The following is a 16,726-nucleotide window of genomic DNA, read 5'->3' as shown; positions in this document are numbered from 1 at the left end:
TCCGACCGCCGCCCGCCGCAGACCCGGCGGGCCGGTGAACCCTGCCCGAAAAAAGAGAGAAGCATGAACCGTCGCACCGTCCTCGTCACCGCGCTGTCCGGCGTACTCCTGCTCGGCGCCTGCGGCACCACCGAGCCGACCCCGACCGGGACCGACTCCGGCGCCGCCCCCACCGGCGGACCCGTCACCTTCACCGACAGCCGGGACAAGGAGATCCGCCTCGACGCCCCGGCCACCAAGATCGTGGCCCTCGAATGGGCGGAGGCCGAGCAGTTGGTCACCCTCGGCGTCATGCCGGCCGGGGTCGCCGACGTCAAGGGCTACGGCACCTGGGTGACCGCGGCCAAGCTCGACCCGTCCGTGACCGACGTCGGCACCCGCGCCGAACCGAGCGTGGACTCGATCGTTGCGCTGCAGCCCGACCTCGTCATCGCCCGCGCCAACCGCGGCGCCGAACTCGTCGTCCAGCTCGAGAAGTACGTCCCGGTGCTGGTCACCGCCGGCAGCGACGCCGGCGACAACATCGGCCGGATGCGCACCGAGTTCCAGACCATCGCGACCGCGGTCGGGCGCACCGACGAGGCGACGAAGGTGCTCGCCGACTTCGACAAGGCGATCGCCGACGGCAAGCAGAAGATCGCCGACGCCGGCGCCGCCGGCCAGCAGTTCGCCATCGCCGACGGCTACCAGCAGGGCGGCAGCGTCGCGATCCGGATGTTCGGCAAGGGCGCCCTGGTCTCCCAGATCGGCGTCGCGCTCGGGCTGGAGAACGCCTGGCCGGGCGCGGGCGATCCGATGTGGGCACTGGACCAGACCGACGTCGAAGGGCTGACCGCCATCAAGGACGCCGACGTCCGCTTCTTCTACAACGCCTCGGACGGCGACGACGTCTTCGCAGGCGGCCTGTCCGCCAACCCGATCTGGCAGTCCCTGGGCTTCGTCCAGCAGAAGAAGCTGCACCGGATGCCGGACGGCATCTGGACGTTCGGCGGCCCGCTGTCCGCGATCCAGTACGCCGAACAGCTCGTCGCGGCCTACACATCTTGAGCCAGGTCAGCACGCTGCCGCGGGTGACGCCACCGGCGTCACCCGCGCCGGCCGCCGGCCGCCTCACCGTCGTGTTCACGGTGGCGGTGGCCCTGACCGTGGCGGTCGCCGTCGTCCACCTCACCCAGGGCACGTCCGCGGTGAACGCCGTCGACCTGCTGCGGCTGGCGCTCGGCGGCGACGATCCGGGCGCCGCCCAGGTGCTGGTCGGCTCGCGGCTGCCCCGGCTCCTCGCCGGCCTGACCGTCGGCGTCGCCCTCGGCTTCGCCGGCGCCGCCCTCCAGTCGCTGGCCCGCAACCCGCTGGCCTCCCCGGACACCCTCGCCGTCAACGCCGGCGCCCACCTCGCCGTCGTCGCGGCCGCCGCCGTCGGCCTCAACCTGCCCGCCCTGCCGGCCGGTGTGGCCGCCTTCGCCGGCGGCCTGGCCGCCGCCGGCCTCGTCCTGCTCCTCTCGGCCGGCGGCAGCTCCGGACCGACCCGGCTCATCCTGGCCGGATCGGCGACGGCACTGGCGCTCAGCTCACTGACCACACTGCTGATGCTCCTGTTCGAGGAGTCGACCGTCGGACTCTTCGCCTGGGGCAACGGCTCCCTGGTCCAGGGCGACCTGAGCACCGTCGCGCAACTCGCCCCCGTCGTGGCGCTCGGCGTCGCCGGCTGCCTGCTGATCGGCGGGCGGTTGGACCTGCTCGCCCTCGGCGACGACACCGCCAGCGTCCTCGGCCTCGACGTCCGCCGTACGCGGCTGATGGTGACCCTGCTCGCCGTCGGGCTCTCCGCCGCGGCGGTGACCGTGGCCGGCCCGGTCGGCTTCGTCGGACTCTGCGCGCCGGTGATCGCCCGCCTGCTCTCCCGATGGGTGCCCGGACTGCACCGACACCGGATCCTGCTGCCCCTGTCCGGCATCGCCGGGGCCTTCATCGTCCTGGGCTCCGACGTCGTCCTGCGCGCCACCCTCGGCGGGGAGGCCGGCGTCGACATCCCCACCGGCGTGGCCACCACCGTGTTCGGCGCCGCGATCCTGGTCTGGCTGGCCCGCCGGCAGCGCGACTCCGGGCCGACCCGGCGGCCGCCCGCCGCCCGGCCGAACGCCGGCCGGTCCCGGACCCGCCTCGGCCTCGTCCTGACCATCTGCGCCGCCGCGACGGCCGGCGCGCTCGTGCTCGGGATGCTCGCCGGCGACACCTGGCTGCTCACCGGCGACGTCGTCAACTGGCTCCAGGGACGCAGCGGCGTCGCGTACACCTTCGTCCTCGACCAGCGGTACCCGCGTGTCGGCGCGGCCCTGCTCGCCGGCGCCGCCCTCGCCATCGCCGGCACGACCGTCCAGGCGGTCTGCCGCAACCCGCTCGCCGAACCGGGAATCCTCGGCATCACCGCCGGCGCCGGGGTCGGCGCGGTCTCCCTGCTCACCTTCGTCCCGCTGGCGGGCATCTGGACGATGTCGACGGTGGCCGGCGGCGCGGCCCTGCTGACCTTCGCCCTGGTCTACGGCCTGGCCTGGCGGGGCGGACTCAGCTCCGACCGGCTCGTCCTCATCGGGGTCGGGGTGTCGGCCGCCGGCCTGGCGCTGATCACCTTCATCATCGTCCGGTCCGACCCGTGGAACACCGCCAAGGCGCTCACCTGGCTGTCCGGCTCGACGTACGGCCGTACCGCCGGACAACTCCTGCCGGTCGCGATCGCCCTGCTGGTGCTCACCCCGGTCGTCGTCCTCGCCCGCCGGGACCTCGACCTGCTCTCCCTCGACGACGACACGCCACGGGTACTCGGCGTACGGCTGGAACGCACCCGGCTGATCGCGCTGGCCGGCGCGGCGCTGCTCACCTCCACCGCCGTCTCCGCGATCGGTGTGATCGGGTTCGTCGGCCTCGTCGCCCCGCACCTCGCCCGGGCCCTCGTCGGCGGCCGGCACGCCCGGGTACTTCCCGTCGCCGCCCTGCTCGGGGCGCTCCTGGTCAGCCTCGCCGACACCCTCGGCCGGACCGTCATCGCCCCGGCACAGATCCCGGCCGGCCTGGTCACCGCCCTGGTCGGCACGCCGTACTTCGTCTGGCTGCTCTGGCGCTCCCGGACCCACAAGGCGGCGACCGGATGACCCGCCCCGCCACCCGGCCACCCCGCCCCGACGACAAAGGCAGGCACCGATGACCGACCTCCGTACCGCGCCGGAAACCGTCACGCCATGGCGCCCGTTCTACACGCAGACCGCCCGGTTGCGGCGCCTCAGCCCGTCGTTCCTGCGGGCCACGTTCACCGGCACCGACCTAGACCGGTTCGCCGACCTCGGCTACGACCTGCGGATCAAGCTCGTCTTCCCGCTCGCCGAACACGGCTTCCGGACGCTGCCCGAGGGACCGGACTGGTACCGGCGTTGGCGGTCGCTCCCCGCCGACCAGCGCAACCCGTTCCGCACCTACACCGTCCGGGCCGCCCGGTGCGCGGACCGCGAGATCGACGTCGACCTGGTCCTGCACGACGGCGGCCCGCACGGCCCCGCCGCCCGCTGGGCCGCGACGGCCCGCCCCGGCGACCGGATCGTCATCATGGGACCGGACAACGCCTACGGTGGTGACCACGGTGGGCGGGAGTTCCTGCCGGCCCAGGCGGACCGGCCGATGCTGCTCGCCGGTGACGAGACCGCGGTGCCGGCGATCTGTGCCATCGCCGAGCGGCTGCCGGCCGGCTGCCGGGGGGAGATCCTCCTGGAGGTGCCGCTGGCGGAGGACGTCCTCGACTGTGCGGCTCCCTCGGGGGTGACCGTCACCTGGCTGCCCCGGTCCGGCGCACCGCACGGCAGCCGGCTGGTCCCGGCGGTCGAGGCGGCGGCCGAACGGCTGTTCCCGACCAGCCGCCCGACTCCGGTCGAGGTCGGGGACGGCGACCCGGAGGAGATCCTCTGGGACGTCCCGACCGGCCCGAGCTACGTGTGGCTGGCCGGCGAGGCCGGCGTCATCCGGCAGCTACGCCGCCACCTGGTGTCGACCCGGGGGATGGGCCGGGACTCGGTCGCCTTCATGGGCTACTGGCGACAGGGGCACGCCGACCCCAGCTGAGCCGTCGCGGCTGTCCTGTCTCCGACCGCGACGGTGGAACGAACCCGACTGTGACCTGCTTCACAGGTTGCTACGGTGGCCGTGCCCATCAGCACCGGGAGACAGGGGTTCCGCGATGATCCTGGCACCGCCCACGGTGACCGGCCCGGTCGTGTCGACCAGCCCTCAGGTGCGGGTCGACGGCGTACTGGCCGGGGCGACGGTCGAAGTCACGGCCGACGACGGCACCCGGCACGCCGACGGCGTCGCCCACGCCAACGGCACGGTGTGGCTGCCGGTCGGCACGCCCTTCACCGAGGGAACGACGCTCGTCGCGACGCAGAGCCTCGGGGGCGCGACGTCCGTCCCGTCGGTCCACGGCACGCCCGTCCTGCCGCCGCCGCCCGACCTGCCGGCCCCGGTGTTCGAGGCGCTGCTCAACCAGTGCTCCGACAGCGCCCTGCTGGCCGGCCTCGTGCCCGGCGCGGAGGTCACCGTCAAACGGGGCACGACCGTCCTGGCCGTCCAGGTGGCCGACCGGACCCGGCAGTGGATCCCACTGTCGGCCCCGCTCGGTGTCGGCACGGCGCTGACCGCGAGCCAGACCCTCCCGGGCGTCAACCCGAGCCCCGTCGCCTGGTCGGACCCGGTGATCCTGACCGACATCGAGAACGGGGTGGGCGTCCCGCAGGTCGTGGGACCGCTGACCGCCTGCCAGTCCGAGATCAACTTCGCCGGTGTGGTTCCCACCGCCCGGGTGACGGCGGAGTTCGAGGACGGCTCCTCGGCGTCCTGGTACGCCCCGGCCGAACAGTTCCGGGCGCTGCTGCCCGGCCGCCTCGTCGAGGGCGCCGTGGTCGTCCGCCAACTGCTGCCGACCTGCGGGTACGTCTCCGGAGACGGAAAGACGCCCGTCGGCCCCGAGCAGATCCCACCGAAACCGGCGCCGCAGGCCTTCTGCCCCGAGACCCGCCGGATCGCCGTGGACGGTCTGGTGGCCGGAGCGACCGTCGAGTTCAGCACGATCTCGTGGGACAACACGATCGGCGGCTGGGGCCCGGAGACACCGCTGATGACGGCGGGAGCGGCCGGTGGGCTGCAGCAGTTCGACCTGCCACACGTCGTCGGCGGCGGCCCCGGCCCGATCGTCAACATCCGGGTCCGGCAGACGTTGTGCACCAGGACCAGCGAGCCCGGATTCGCCCGCGAATACATCCGGCCGGACGAGACCGGCGGGATCCGCCCCTCCGCCCGTCCCCGGATCGTCGACCCGGTCTACTCCTGCGCGCGGACGGTTCGGCTCGACCCGAGCGGCTGGGGCATCGGGGTCCTGCGGTCGAGGCGGACGGGCCGCCAACTCGCCGACGCGTTCGCGCCGTACGTCGGCGTGCCCATGGTCCTTCCACTGTGGTTCCCGCTCGACGCGGGCGACGAACTCGTCGTGGACTACACCGGTTGCGACGCACCGCAGCCGACCGACGCCGTCGAGGTCCGGGCCGTCCCCGACCCGCTCCCGGTCCTGAAGATCGTGCCTCCGCTGCCCGGAGACACCGACCTGGTGATCTCCGGCGCTCTCCCGGGCGCGCGGGTGGTGGCGCTCGTCGGACACCGGATCCGTTCGGCCCGGACCACCACCGACGGTTCGGCCACCCTTCCACTGGGAGCACCGCTGGAAGAGGACGACGAGGTCTGGGCCTACCAGCGGCTGTGCGGCGCGACCGGCAACGTCGAGGGCTCGGTCGTGGTCCGGCGCGGGAAGCTCACCCTCTCCGTCGCACCGACCACCGTCGTCTCGGGAACCGCCACCACGGTCACCGTCACCGCGACCCGTACCGACACCGGCGCGGTTGTTGGCGGGCTCCCGGTCGTGATCGGTGCCGCGAGCGTCGGCATCACCGGCACCGCGTTCGCCCTGACGCCCGGCGCCGCCGGCCCGCTGACCGGTACGGTGCGGGGCGGCCCGCGCTACGCGGACGCCGCGTTCACGGTCACCGTCACCGCACCGCCGCCCCGCCCACCGGCGCCACGCTCACCCTGCAACTCGGCGGCTTCGGCGGGTACGGCAGCCCGATCTCGGTCACGAAGGTGACCTGGCAGGTGCAGCCCAACTGGGCGACCGGCCCGGTGACCGGAGCCGGGACGACCGCGACCGTCAGCCTCCCGCCGCCGCCCGCCGGGACCCCGAACCCGCTGGCGTCGGTCTACCTGACGGAGTTCGAGGGCACCCGGACCGACAACGGCATACCCTTCAAGCTCTGGCCGGACGTCCTGGCCCCGATGACCAACGTCGGGCTCACCAAGCCGACACTGCACGTCGGCTTCCTGCTCACCACCGAGATCCGGGACGTGTACGACGACAACGGCAACATCGTGGACCGGATCTGGGTGGCCGTCATCCGGTGGCAGGGCACGGCCTGAGATCCCGGGCAGACGGTCCGGTGGGAAGGCGACGCCGGAGCGGGAGGCTCGTCGACCGCCCGGCACCCCGGGGCCGCGTGGGCCGGCCCTACCCGGGCGGGATCGGGGAACCGACCCGGTGCAGCGTCCCGTCCGGGTCGACGAAAGCGAACTCCCGCAGCCCGTACGGGGTGTCGCCCGGTTCGCCCAGCCGGCCCTCGACACCGGAGGCGGCCCAGGCGGCGTGCACCGCGTCGGCGTCGGAGACGTACAGGTAGACGGTCGCCGCCGTCCGGGCCGGGTCGTGCTCGGCCCACTCGGTGAGGTGCAGCGAGATCCGGTCGCGGTCGACGAACCCGTACCGCTCACCACCGGCGTACGCCCGGACGGTGAAGCCGAGCCGCCGGTAGCGGTCGAGCGCGGCGTCGAGGTCGCGTACGGGCACGACGGGGGCGACCCGGTCGAACGTGATCTCCTCGGGCATGTGGTCCTCCACGTCGTCGACGGTGGCGACGGACCTCCGTCACCGCACCCGGTAGGTCAGTTCGTGCGCCGTCAGGGCACCGTAGCGGGTCCGTACCGCCACGGTCACCCGGTGCTCGCCCGGGGCGGTGGCCAGCACCCACGCTCCGCCGACCGGCACGGTCTCGGTGCCGGCGTCCGTGTCGATCCGGAAGCCGTCGGCGAACGGATGGTGCGTGGCGGGGCGGATCGCGGCCCACCCGTCGACCAGGTCGAGGCCGATCCCGACCCCGGACAGGTCGGGATAGAGAGCGGCCGGGTCGTGCTCCAGCCGTGGGGTGCAGATGAGGAAGTGTTCCTGGTGTACGGGCACGAACGCGCCGGTCGCCCAGGTGCCGCCGGTCGTCGCCACCGCCGCGAAGTGCGAACGCCAGACATCGGCCTCCTCGGCGGAGAGGCCGGGACCGCGACGGACGGCCCGTACCGGCCGACCTGCCCGGACCGCCGACTGGAGCTGTGCCGCGCCGAGCGGGGCGCCGTCGGCGTCGACCCAGTGGCACCGGTTCTGTCCGTCGAGGACGATCCACCGGTCCAGGCCGTCGATCCACGCCTCGGACACCATGTGTCCCCGGCCGAGGCCGGTGTGATGGTCCGACTGGCGCAGGTCGAGCCGGCGGGCCGGTATCCCGACCGCGTTGAGCGCCTGACTCAGCACGAGCGCGTACTCGACGCAGGCGAACCGTTCGCCGGCGTCGACCCGCTCCAGGCAGGTCACCGCGTCGTCGACGTCGAGGTGCCCGTTCGCGTGCACCCAGCGCCGGCCGACCCACTCGGTCAGGCCGCTGGCGGTGTCCCACGCGTCGGCCGCCGGGGCGGGGATCAGTGTCCGCAGCGTCGCCTCGCGGTCCGGGGGCAACCGGAACAGTGCCGGCGGCGGGGCCGCCGGCAGGCCGGGCCAGGTGCGCAGTTCCAGTGCCGGCGGCGGCGCGGGGGCGTTCAGCCGGTCCACCAGCCGGGGCCAGTCCGGGTCGTCGCCGAACGCGGCCTCCAGTTCGCCGGTGAGTATCCCGGGTTGCCGGAAGCCGGCGTCGATCACCTCGTCGAGCAGGGCGGACGCGCCCGGGTCGCCGACCCGGCGGGCGGCGACGGCGCACCACGGCCCCCACAGGTGGGTCCAGCAGTCGACGTCGCGACGCAGTTCGTCGCGGTAGGCGTGGACGCCCGCCCAGTCGCGGGCCCGGGTGAGGTCGTCACCCCGGGTACGCAGCTCGTTGAGCCAGCGTGGGGGATCGATATCTGTCTGGTACGGTCCGGCGGCCATTCGTCCTCCCCGACGGGCGCGGCGTCCGACAGCGGTGCCTGACAGCGTAGCGACGGCGGTCCACCGGTGGGTCCCGCGTTCCCGCCCTTTCGCCCGCCCCGTCCGGGCGCGGGTGTGCCACGGCGTGGAGCGTGGGCCGGACGCGACGATTGCCGGCCGTCCGCTGTGGGGGAACGCCAGGGCGGAATGGTCGAGGATCGTAACGGTTCGGGCCGGGGGCTTGCCGTCCACGCGTCGATGTCGTAAGAATCCTTCAGTAACAACTGGTTAACTGAAGACAAGCACCAGGCATGGAACAGTACCGGTCGAAGGTCTGCAACGCCCCTCCGTGATCCGAGGAGAGACCATGAAAAGGCGTGACATTCTGGGTCGCGTCGCCGCCGCCGGCGTACTCGCCACCCCCGCCGCCGCCCTGCTCGGCGGTTGCGCGCTCGGCGGCGGCGGTGACGACGGTGACGGCGGCGACGCCAACCGGGCCGAGAAGACGGCCGACAACCCCCTCGGCGTCAAGACGGACGCCCCGCTCGAGGTGGTCATCTTCAACGGCGGCTTCGGCGAGGAGTACGCCAAGGCCCACCAGGCGATGTACAACGAGAAGCACCCCCAGGCGAAGATCACCCACTCCGCCACCCCCGAGATCAGCAAGACGCTCCAGCCCCGCTTCGTCGACGGCACGCCGCCCGACGTGGTGAACAACTCCGGCGCCGGCCAGATCGACTTCAACGGCCTGGTCTCGCAGGACGCGCTCGCCGACCTCGGCGAGGTGCTCGACGCCCCGAGCCTCGACGTGCCCGGCAAGACCGTCCGCGACACCCTGCTCCCCGGTGCCGTCGAGGTCGGCTCCTACGACGGCCGGTTCCTCGTCATGAACTACACCTACACGGTGTACGGCATCTGGCACTCCACCAAGCTGTTCGCCGACCGTGGCTGGACCGACGCGAAGACCTGGGACGACCACATCGCGCTGTGCCGGCAGATCAAGGCCGCCGGCATCGCGCCGTGGACGTACGCCGGCAAGCACCCCCGCTACATGAGCTGGCCGGTGATCTCCACGGCGATCAAGTTCGGCGGCCCCACCGTCGCCACCGCGATCGACAACCTGGAACCCAACGCCTGGAAGTCGGACGGGATGAAGGCCGCCGCCGACGCCTGGCACCAGATCGTCAAGGACGGATACATCCTCGACGGCTCGCCCGGCCTGGACCACGTGCAGTCGCAGACCGCCTGGTGCCAGGGGCAGGCCGCCTTCATCTCCTGCGGCTCCTGGCTGGAGAGCGAGCAGAAGAAGGTCACCCCGGAGGGCTTCAACATGGCCGTCGCCCCGACGCCGAGCCTCGGCGCCGGCGACAAACTGCCGTACGAGGCGATCCGCGGCACCGCCGGCGAGCCGTTCATGGTGCCGGCCAAGGGCAAGAACGTCGCCGGCGGCCTGGAATACCTGCGCGTGATGCTGTCGATGAAGGGCGCCCAGGACTTCACCCGGAAGGTCTCCAGCCTGACCGTGGTGGCCGGCAGCACCGAGGGCGTCGAACTGCCGCCCGGGCTGACCAGCGTCGTCAAGGCGCTCGACGCGTCCGGCGGCAACGGCTTCAACTGGGTCTACCCGGCGTACTACCGCAAGCTGGAGCGCAACCTCGTCGACGCCGCCTGCGGCGAGTTCTTCAGCGGACGGATCGGCCCGGCCGAGTTCCTCGACCTGTGCCAGAAGGGCGCGGACGAGATCGCCGCCGACAGTTCGATCACCAAGTACAAGCGGGCCTAGCAGCCACGCCGACGCGGGGCCGGTCGTCCGGTCCCGCGCCGGCCTCCCGTGGGCAGGAAGAATCTCCGTGAGACATGGCAAGTATCCGCTGATCGTCACCTTCCTGGTGCCGCCGCTGCTGCTCTACGGCATCTTCGTGCTGTCGCCGTACCTGCAGGCCTTCCAGATCTCGACCACCAACTGGCTCGGCTATTCCGCGGAGGCCGACTTCGTCGGGCTGGAGAACTTCGCCACCCTGCTGCGCGACGGCTACGTCTGGAACGCGATCAAGAACAACGCGATCCTGCTCCTGGTGCTGCCGCTGGTGACGATCGGGCTGGGTCTGTTCTTCGCCACCATGCTGAACATGGGCGGGCGACGTGGCCGGGCCGGCGTGGTCGGGGTGACCGGCACGGCCGCCTACCGGCTGATCTACTTCTTTCCGCAGGTCCTGTCCGTGGTGATCATCGCGATCATCTGGCGGGAGGTCTACCACCCCAACAACGGCCTGCTGAACGCCTCCCTCGGCGCCTTGGGCATCAACGGGCCGTCCTGGCTCGGCGACCCGCGCTTCGCTTTCTGGTGCGTGCTCGCCGTGCTCATCTGGAGCAACGTCGGCTTCTACGTCGTCCTCTTCGGCGCCGCCATGCAGGCGATCCCGCGCGACATCTACGAGGCGGTGATGCTCGACGGGGCGTCGCGGTTCGTCACCCTGTTCAAGGTCACCATCCCGCTGCTGTGGGACACCGTCCAGGTCGCCTGGATCTATCTGGCCATCGCCGCCCTCGACGGGTTCATCCTGGTGCAGCTGATGACCAACGGCGGCCCCAACTTCTCCTCCGACGTGATCGGCCTGCGGATGTACGACACCGCGTTCGGCAGCGAGACCAAGTTCGGGTACGCCTCGGCGATCGGTGTCGTCATGTTCTTCCTGACCCTCTCGGTGGCGGTGCTGGCGCTGCGCGCCGCCCGGCGTGATCGGATCGAATACTCATGAGCGATCGTTGCGAGGCGAGGGCATGACCGTTCTTGATCGGGCGCCTGCCGGTGCGGCGCCGGCCCGGAAGACCGATCCCGCCCCGCGCCGGGAAACCGGCGTCGCCAACGCCTTCTCGCACGGCTTCCTGCTGCTGTGGGGACTGCTCACCGCGTTCCCGCTGCTGTGGGTGCTGGTCAGCTCGTTCAAGAGCGACGCCGAGATCCTCGGCGACCCGTGGGGGCTGCCGAGCGCACTGCGCTTCGAGAACTGGGCCCGGGCCTGGACCGAGGCGAACATCGGCCAGTACTTCCTGAACAGCACGATCGTCGTCGCCGGCTCGCTGACGCTGACCATGTTCTTCGGCGCCACCGCCGCGTACGTCTTCGCCCGCTACGATTTCCGCGGCCGGCAGATCGCCTACTACCTGTTCGTCGGCGGGATGATGTTCCCGGTGTTCCTGGCCCTGGTGCCGCTGTTCTTCGTGGTCCGCAACGCCGGGCTGTTCGGCACCTGGACCGGCCTGATCCTGGTGTACGCCGCGTACTCGCTGCCGTTCACCGTCTTCTTCCTGACCGCCTTCTTCCGTACGCTGCCGACCTCGGTCGCCGAGGCCGCGCTGATCGACGGGTGCGGCCACTTCCGGCTGTTCTTCCGGGTGATGCTGCCGATGGCGCGGCCGGGGCTGATCAGCATCGCGATCTTCAACTTCCTCAGTCACTGGAACCAGTTCATCCTGCCGCAGGTGCTGATGCAGGGCGACGACTCCAAGTGGGTGCTGGCGCAGGGGCTGGCGGCGCTCGCGATCAACCAGGGCTACGAGGGCGACTACAGCGGCCTGTTCGCCGGCCTGACCCTCGCGATGCTCCCGGTCCTGGTCGTCTACGTCGCCTTCCAGCGTCAGATCCAGAGTGGACTGACGGCCGGCCAGCTGAAGTGACCACCCGCCGCTTTCGCCCCACCCTGTCACCGCTGCACCGCCTCGCCCGTCGCGCAGGGACGTCATGATCGTCTGCTGATCAGACGGTTGACACGCCGTGCGGGCAACGGCAGGACAGCAGACGATCACGGCAGCGCCCCGCCGAACCCAAGATCGACGAGGCGCTGGCGGGCGTTGGCCGGCTGCCCGGACGTGGGCGCAGGGGCGGGAGGTGGGGGCCGGGACGGGGTGATGCCGCTGGGGTCAGGCCGGGGCGGCGAGCAGCCGGTGGTGCAGGGCCGTCGGGTCGGTGACCTCGGGCAGCGTCCGGGCGGCCAGCCATGCCGCGCCGGCCGCGCCGTCGCCGGCGGTCACCAGGGGCGCGTCCGGCCACCGCTCGCGGAGCGCCCCGGTCAGCGCGGCCGAGAGTGGCGTACCCCCGGTCAGCAGCCCGCCGCCGAGCACGACCGGGGTGCGGTCGCCGGCCGAGCGGATCCGACCCACGCTGCCGGCCAGCAGGCGGGCGGCCTCGGCGACGATGTCGACCGCGACCGGGTCGCCGTCGCGCGCGGCGCGGACGACGAGCGGGGCGAGGGCGGCCAATGCGATCGGCGGGCCGGCGGCGACGGCCTGGACGAGGGCGTCGACGGTCCGCCGGGCGGGTCCGGCGGGGGGACCGCCGCCGGTGGCCGGGTCGCCGAGCAGTTCGGCCATCACCAGGTCGGGTAGTCCCACCCGCTCCTGACTGGTTTCGATCACTGCGAGCGTGCGCCGTACGGCTTCCCGGCCGAGCCAGAACCCGGAGCCGGCGTCGCCGAGCAGCCAGCCGTGGCCGTCGGCGACCCGGTGCAGGGTGAGGTCGCGGATCTCGCCGGCGATGGCGCCGGTGCCGGCGATGACGATGGTGCCGTCGGGGTGCGGGGTGCCGGAGGCGTAGGCGGCGAGGGCGTCGCCGGTGACGTCGTACCCGCAACGGAGGCCGACCTGGTCCCAGACCCGGTCGAAGGCGGCGCGGGCGACCGGGTCGGCGAGCAGCCGGCCGGCGCCGGCGAGACCCATGGCGGCGGCGCTGACCTGTCCGGGGTCGATCGGGGCGAGTGCGGCCGTGAGGGCGAGCCGCAGTTCGGTGGCGGCGGCCTCGACGCCGTGCGTGGTGGGGTTGCCGCCGCCGGCCCGGCCGCGGCCCAGGACGGTGCCGGCGGCGGTCGCGACCAGGGCGCGGGTGGAGGTTCCGCCGATGTCGAGTCCCACCACGATGGAATCGCTCATGAGCCCTGGCCGCCTCTGTCGCTGGAGTCGCTGGAGCCGATCGATGTCGGCGTCCATGCTGCTGGGCGGCGTGGGCGCGGACAACCCCGTCCCGGCAATCAGTGCCGGGCCGAGGTAACAGTTTGAAAACTTCACCCATGGCCTTGACAGGGAGGGCCCTTTAGTAAGAACTTTTACCACTAACAGTTAACACTCCTTTCCGAAAGGCGAAGGCATGGCTGAACGCGAGGTGGACGTCGCCGCGGTGACCGCCGTGGTCGACGCCTCCGCGGCCAGCCGCCGGCCGGTCGCCACACCCCCGTCGCTGTCCGTCGCCGACGACGGTGCCCTGCTGCGCGTACGGGCCCGGCTGCCCGAGTTCACCGGCGCCCTGCTGCGCGTCGCCGACCAGGTGCTCAGCGATCCCGACGCCGCGGCCCGGGCGACCATCGTCGAACTGGCCGAGCGCAGCGGCACCTCGCCGGCGACCGTCACCCGGTTCTGCCGGGCGCTGGGCTACGAGGGGTACGCCGAACTGCGGCTCGGTATCGCCGCCGAGACCGGTCGGGCCCGCTCCGCCGGCTGGAGCATCGACATCGGGCGGGAGATTCAGCCCGGCGACCCGCTCGACCGGGTGCTCGACCAGATCATGGCGGCCGACACCCGGGCCATGCACGACACCGCCGCCCTGCTCGACCTGGCCGAGGTCGAGCGCGCCGCCGACGCCGTCGCCGGTGCCCAGCGGGTCAACATCTTCGGCGCCAGCGGCAGTGCGCTGGTCGGCGAGGAGTTGCAGTTCAGCCTGCACCGCATCGGGGTGGCGGCGTGGGCCTGGACCGACGTGCACAACGGACTCGCCAGTGCCGCCCTGCAGCGCCCCGGCGACGTCGCCCTCGGCATCTCCCACAGCGGACAGACGCGGGAGACGATCGAGATGCTCGCCGAGGCCGGCAGCCACGGGGCCACCACCGTGGCGCTGACCAGTTTCCCCCGCTCGCCGCTGGCCGAGCTGGCCGACATCGTGCTGGTGACCGCCACCCAGGCGACCACCTTCCGCCCCGACGCGCTCTCCGCCCGGCACCCGCAACTGGTGGTGCTCGACCTGCTCTACATCGCGGTGGCGCAGCGTACCCACGACGTGGCGCACGCGGCGTTCCAACGCACCGCCCAGGCCGTCGGCGGCCACAAGGCCGCCAAGGACGGGGGTGCGGCATGACCGAGCGCAGCGAGGGCATCGGTTGGCGCGGTTCGCAGTCATGCGGTCGCCGAGCGCAGCGAGGTGCCGCGTGACCGAGCGGAGCGAGGGCATCGTGGGAGGCCACGTGGTCAGCATGCAGGGGTACGCGGACGCCGTACGGCCGGTTCTCGACCGGCTGCTCGACTCCGAGGCCGCCGGCATCGCGCGGGCCGCCGACCTGATCGCCGACAGCCTGCGCGACGGTGGCGTGCTCCAGGCGTTCGGTGCCGGCCACTCCGAGGCGTTCGCCGCGGAACTCGTCGCCCGGGCCGGCGGCCTGGTCCCCACCAACCGGCTGTCGCTGCACGACCTGGTACTGCACGGCGACGCACCCAGGGACGTGCTCGACGACCCCAAGCTCGAACGCGACCCTTCCATCGCCCACCAGATCTACGCGCTCGCGGCACCGCAGCCGCGCGACGTGTTCGTGGTGGCGTCCCAGTCCGGCATCAACGGCTCGGTCGTCGAGCTGGCGGCGCTGGTCAAGGCCCGCGGCCACCACCTGGTCGCGGTCACCTCGGTCGAGCACACCGCGCGGGTCGCACCACGGCACCCGTCCGGTCAGCGGCTCGCCGACATCGCCGACGTCGTGCTGGACAACGGCGCGCCGTACGGCGACGCACTGCTGCCGCTGACCAGCGGCGGCGCGGTCTGTGCGGTCTCCTCGGTCACCGCGGCGCTGCTCGCGCAACTGCTGACCGCCGAGGTCGTACGACGGTTCCAAGTGGCCGGCGAGGTACCCCCGATCTACCTCTCGGCGAACGTCCCCGGTGGGGACGAACACAACACCGCGCTCGAGTCACGGTACGCCGGGCGTATCCGGCGCACCGCCTGACCCGTGCCATCCGATAACTCGATTTCGACGCGACGTAACCGATCCGAGGAGCGAGACATGTCCGCAACCCCCGACAACACGTCGGACCTCACCCGGCGTACGGTCCTGCGCCGGGCCGCCACGGTCGGCCTGCTCGCCACGCCCGCCGCCGGCCTGCTCAGCGCCTGCGTCGGCAGCGGCGGCGACGAGCCCCAGGAGCAGGCGGAGGGTGAGAAGACCGCCGAGAACCCGCTCGGTGTCGACCCGAAGGCGCCGCTGGAGATCGTGATCTTCAACGGTGGCTACGGCGAGAAGTACGCCACCGACGTGCACCAGCCGCTCTACAAGACGAAGTTCCCCGAGGCCGAGATCAAGCACTCGGCGACGCAGGAGATCGCCACCACCCTGCAGCCGCGGTTCGCCGGCGGCAACCCGCCGGACTTCGTGAACAACTCCGGCACCAAGTTCATGGACTTCGGCGCGCTGGTGCAGGACGGCCAGATGCAGGACCTGACCGAGCTGTACGACGCCCCGTCGGTCGACGACCCGGCCAAGAAGGTCCGCGACACGCTGATCGCCGGCACCGTCGAGCAGGGTGTCTACAACGGCAAGCCGTACGTGCTCAACTACGTCTTCACCGTGTACGGCCTGTGGTACTCCGACAAGCTGTTCAAGGAGAAGGGCTGGGCCCCGCCGAAGAGCTGGGCGGAGTTCACCGCGCTGCTGGACACCATCAAGGCGGCCGGCATCACGCCGTACTCGTACGCCGGCAAGAACGCGCCGTACTACCAGTACCTGGTGATCCTCTCGACGGCGGCGAAGATCGGTGGCGCCGACGTCCTGAAGAACATCGACAACCTGCAGGACGGTGCCTGGACCGCCGAGCCGGTCCGGCAGGCCGCCGAGCTGTGGGCCGAGATCGGCGCCAAGTACATGGACAAGAGCCACGAGGGTCTGATCCACACCGAGGTGCAGCTCCAGCAGAACCAGGGCAAGGTCGCGATCTACCCCAGTGGTTCCTGGCTGGAGGCCGAGCAGGTCCAGTCGACGCCGGACGGCTTCAACTACGCGGTGATGCCGATCCCGTCGGCGACCTCGGCGGACAAGCTGCCGGCGACCGCGGTGTTCGCCGCCCCCGGTGAGCCGTACTTCGTCTCCGCCAAGGGCAAGAACCCGCGCGGCGGCATGGAGTACATGCGCCAGATGCTGTCGAAGGCCGGCACCAAGGGCTTCATCGAGCTCAACAAGTCGCTGACCGCTGTCGCGGGTTCGTCCGACGGCATCGCGCTGTCGCCCGGCCTGACCAGCGCCAGCACCGCCCTGTCCGCGTCGGCGCAGGACGCTTTCAACTACCGGTTCCCGGACTGGTACAAGGAGCTCGACACCGAGCTGCGGACCGCGACCAACTCCCTGATGTTCGGGCGGGAGAACGCGGGGCAGTTCGTCGAGCGGATGCAGAAGAAGGCGGACGCGATCAAGTCCGACTCGTCCATCACGAAGTTCTCGCGCTGATCGGAGTACCGGGGTC

General features: G+C 72.1%; 14 protein-coding genes. 11 read left to right on the top strand and 3 right to left on the bottom strand.

Annotated features, from left to right (window positions below; all coding sequences use genetic code 11):
• Positions 1-63 precede the first annotated feature (63 nt).
• From Prubr_RS00650 to Prubr_RS00630, 5 genes are all read left to right on the top strand, one after another.
• Positions 64-1,047, top strand: coding sequence for an ABC transporter substrate-binding protein (locus Prubr_RS00650; protein WP_212820583.1), 984 nt, complete (start codon positions 64-66; stop codon positions 1,045-1,047).
• Between the two features lie 23 nt (positions 1,048-1,070).
• Positions 1,071-3,146, top strand: coding sequence for an iron ABC transporter permease (locus Prubr_RS00645; protein WP_246568183.1), 2,076 nt, complete (start codon positions 1,071-1,073; stop codon positions 3,144-3,146).
• A gap of 49 nt (positions 3,147-3,195) precedes the next feature.
• Entirely contained in the window at positions 3,196-4,104 is a 909-nt protein-coding gene (locus Prubr_RS00640) for a siderophore-interacting protein (protein ID WP_212820578.1), read from the top strand.
• A gap of 115 nt (positions 4,105-4,219) precedes the next feature.
• On the top strand, positions 4,220-6,172 hold the full coding sequence (locus tag Prubr_RS00635) for a hypothetical protein (RefSeq protein WP_212820576.1): 1,953 nt from the start codon (positions 4,220-4,222) through the stop codon (positions 6,170-6,172).
• Between the two features lie 8 nt (positions 6,173-6,180).
• On the top strand, positions 6,181-6,501 hold the full coding sequence (locus Prubr_RS00630; RefSeq protein WP_212820574.1) for a hypothetical protein: 321 nt from the start codon (positions 6,181-6,183) through the stop codon (positions 6,499-6,501).
• 88 nt (positions 6,502-6,589) lie between these two features.
• On the opposite strand, the gene Prubr_RS00625 is transcribed toward Prubr_RS00630, so the two are convergent.
• Together Prubr_RS00625 and Prubr_RS00620 are read right to left on the bottom strand one after the other, a co-directional pair.
• Positions 6,590-6,976, bottom strand: a complete 387-nt coding sequence (locus Prubr_RS00625; RefSeq protein WP_212820572.1) for a VOC family protein — start codon at positions 6,974-6,976, stop codon at positions 6,590-6,592.
• Positions 6,977-7,003: 27 nt separating this feature from the next.
• Entirely contained in the window at positions 7,004-8,263 is a 1,260-nt protein-coding gene (locus Prubr_RS00620) for a transglutaminase-like domain-containing protein (protein ID WP_212820570.1), read from the bottom strand.
• A 346-nt stretch (positions 8,264-8,609) separates the two neighbouring features.
• On the opposite strand from Prubr_RS00620, the gene ngcE (Prubr_RS00615) reads away from it, so the two are divergent.
• The 3 genes from ngcE (Prubr_RS00615) to Prubr_RS00605 all read left to right on the top strand — a co-directional run bounded on the left by ngcE (Prubr_RS00615) (position 8,610) and on the right by Prubr_RS00605 (position 11,920).
• Positions 8,610-10,025, top strand: coding sequence for an N-acetylglucosamine/diacetylchitobiose ABC transporter substrate-binding protein (ngcE, locus tag Prubr_RS00615; protein WP_212820568.1), 1,416 nt, complete (start codon positions 8,610-8,612; stop codon positions 10,023-10,025).
• A 67-nt stretch (positions 10,026-10,092) separates the two neighbouring features.
• Positions 10,093-11,001: a carbohydrate ABC transporter permease gene (locus Prubr_RS00610; RefSeq protein WP_212820566.1), complete on the top strand. Its 909-nt coding sequence runs from the start codon at positions 10,093-10,095 to the stop codon at positions 10,999-11,001.
• A 22-nt stretch (positions 11,002-11,023) separates the two neighbouring features.
• Positions 11,024-11,920 carry a carbohydrate ABC transporter permease gene (locus tag Prubr_RS00605; RefSeq protein ID WP_212820564.1) on the top strand — a complete coding sequence of 299 codons (897 nt, stop codon included), beginning with the start codon at positions 11,024-11,026 and terminating at the stop codon, positions 11,918-11,920.
• A 243-nt stretch (positions 11,921-12,163) separates the two neighbouring features.
• Here Prubr_RS00605 and Prubr_RS00600 read toward each other — a convergent pair whose 3' ends face one another.
• A complete protein-coding gene (locus tag Prubr_RS00600) occupies positions 12,164-13,168 on the bottom strand; it encodes an N-acetylglucosamine kinase (RefSeq protein WP_212820562.1) in 1,005 nt (334 codons plus the stop codon).
• 214 nt (positions 13,169-13,382) lie between these two features.
• On the opposite strand from Prubr_RS00600, the gene Prubr_RS00595 reads away from it, so the two are divergent.
• The 3 genes from Prubr_RS00595 (at position 13,383) to ngcE (Prubr_RS00585) (ending at position 16,710) form a co-directional block, all read left to right on the top strand.
• Positions 13,383-14,363 carry a MurR/RpiR family transcriptional regulator gene (locus Prubr_RS00595; protein ID WP_212820560.1) on the top strand — a complete coding sequence of 327 codons (981 nt, stop codon included), beginning with the start codon at positions 13,383-13,385 and terminating at the stop codon, positions 14,361-14,363.
• A 106-nt stretch (positions 14,364-14,469) separates the two neighbouring features.
• Complete coding sequence (locus tag Prubr_RS00590; protein WP_246569136.1) at positions 14,470-15,219, top strand: sugar isomerase domain-containing protein; 750 nt, start codon at positions 14,470-14,472, stop codon at positions 15,217-15,219.
• Positions 15,220-15,276: 57 nt separating this feature from the next.
• Positions 15,277-16,710 carry an N-acetylglucosamine/diacetylchitobiose ABC transporter substrate-binding protein gene (ngcE, locus tag Prubr_RS00585; protein WP_212820558.1) on the top strand — a complete coding sequence of 478 codons (1,434 nt, stop codon included), beginning with the start codon at positions 15,277-15,279 and terminating at the stop codon, positions 16,708-16,710.
• Positions 16,711-16,726: the final 16 nt, after the last annotated feature.

The organism is Polymorphospora rubra, assembly GCF_018324255.1.
Taxonomy (GTDB): Bacteria; Actinomycetota; Actinomycetes; order Mycobacteriales; family Micromonosporaceae; genus Polymorphospora; species Polymorphospora rubra.
Note: the sequence above shows the minus strand (reverse complement) of the source record. Positions and strands in the feature narration are given on the sequence as shown.

Bases quoted from the DNA above. Each gene is read 5' to 3' on its own strand.
- Prubr_RS00650 (WP_212820583.1), top strand. From the start codon at position 64: ATGAACCGTCGCACCGTCCTCGTCACCGCGCTGTCCGGCGTACTCCTG.
- Prubr_RS00600 (WP_212820562.1), bottom strand. From the start codon at position 13,168: ATGAGCGATTCCATCGTGGTGGGACTCGACATCGGCGGAACCTCCACC.
- Prubr_RS00605 (WP_212820564.1), top strand. From the start codon at position 11,024: ATGACCGTTCTTGATCGGGCGCCTGCCGGTGCGGCGCCGGCCCGGAAG.
- ngcE (WP_212820558.1), top strand. From the start codon at position 15,277: ATGTCCGCAACCCCCGACAACACGTCGGACCTCACCCGGCGTACGGTC.
- ngcE (WP_212820568.1), top strand. From the start codon at position 8,610: ATGAAAAGGCGTGACATTCTGGGTCGCGTCGCCGCCGCCGGCGTACTC.
- Prubr_RS00620 (WP_212820570.1), bottom strand. From the start codon at position 8,263: ATGGCCGCCGGACCGTACCAGACAGATATCGATCCCCCACGCTGGCTC.
- Prubr_RS00635 (WP_212820576.1), top strand. From the start codon at position 4,220: ATGATCCTGGCACCGCCCACGGTGACCGGCCCGGTCGTGTCGACCAGC.
- Prubr_RS00595 (WP_212820560.1), top strand. From the start codon at position 13,383: ATGGCTGAACGCGAGGTGGACGTCGCCGCGGTGACCGCCGTGGTCGAC.
- Prubr_RS00640 (WP_212820578.1), top strand. From the start codon at position 3,196: ATGACCGACCTCCGTACCGCGCCGGAAACCGTCACGCCATGGCGCCCG.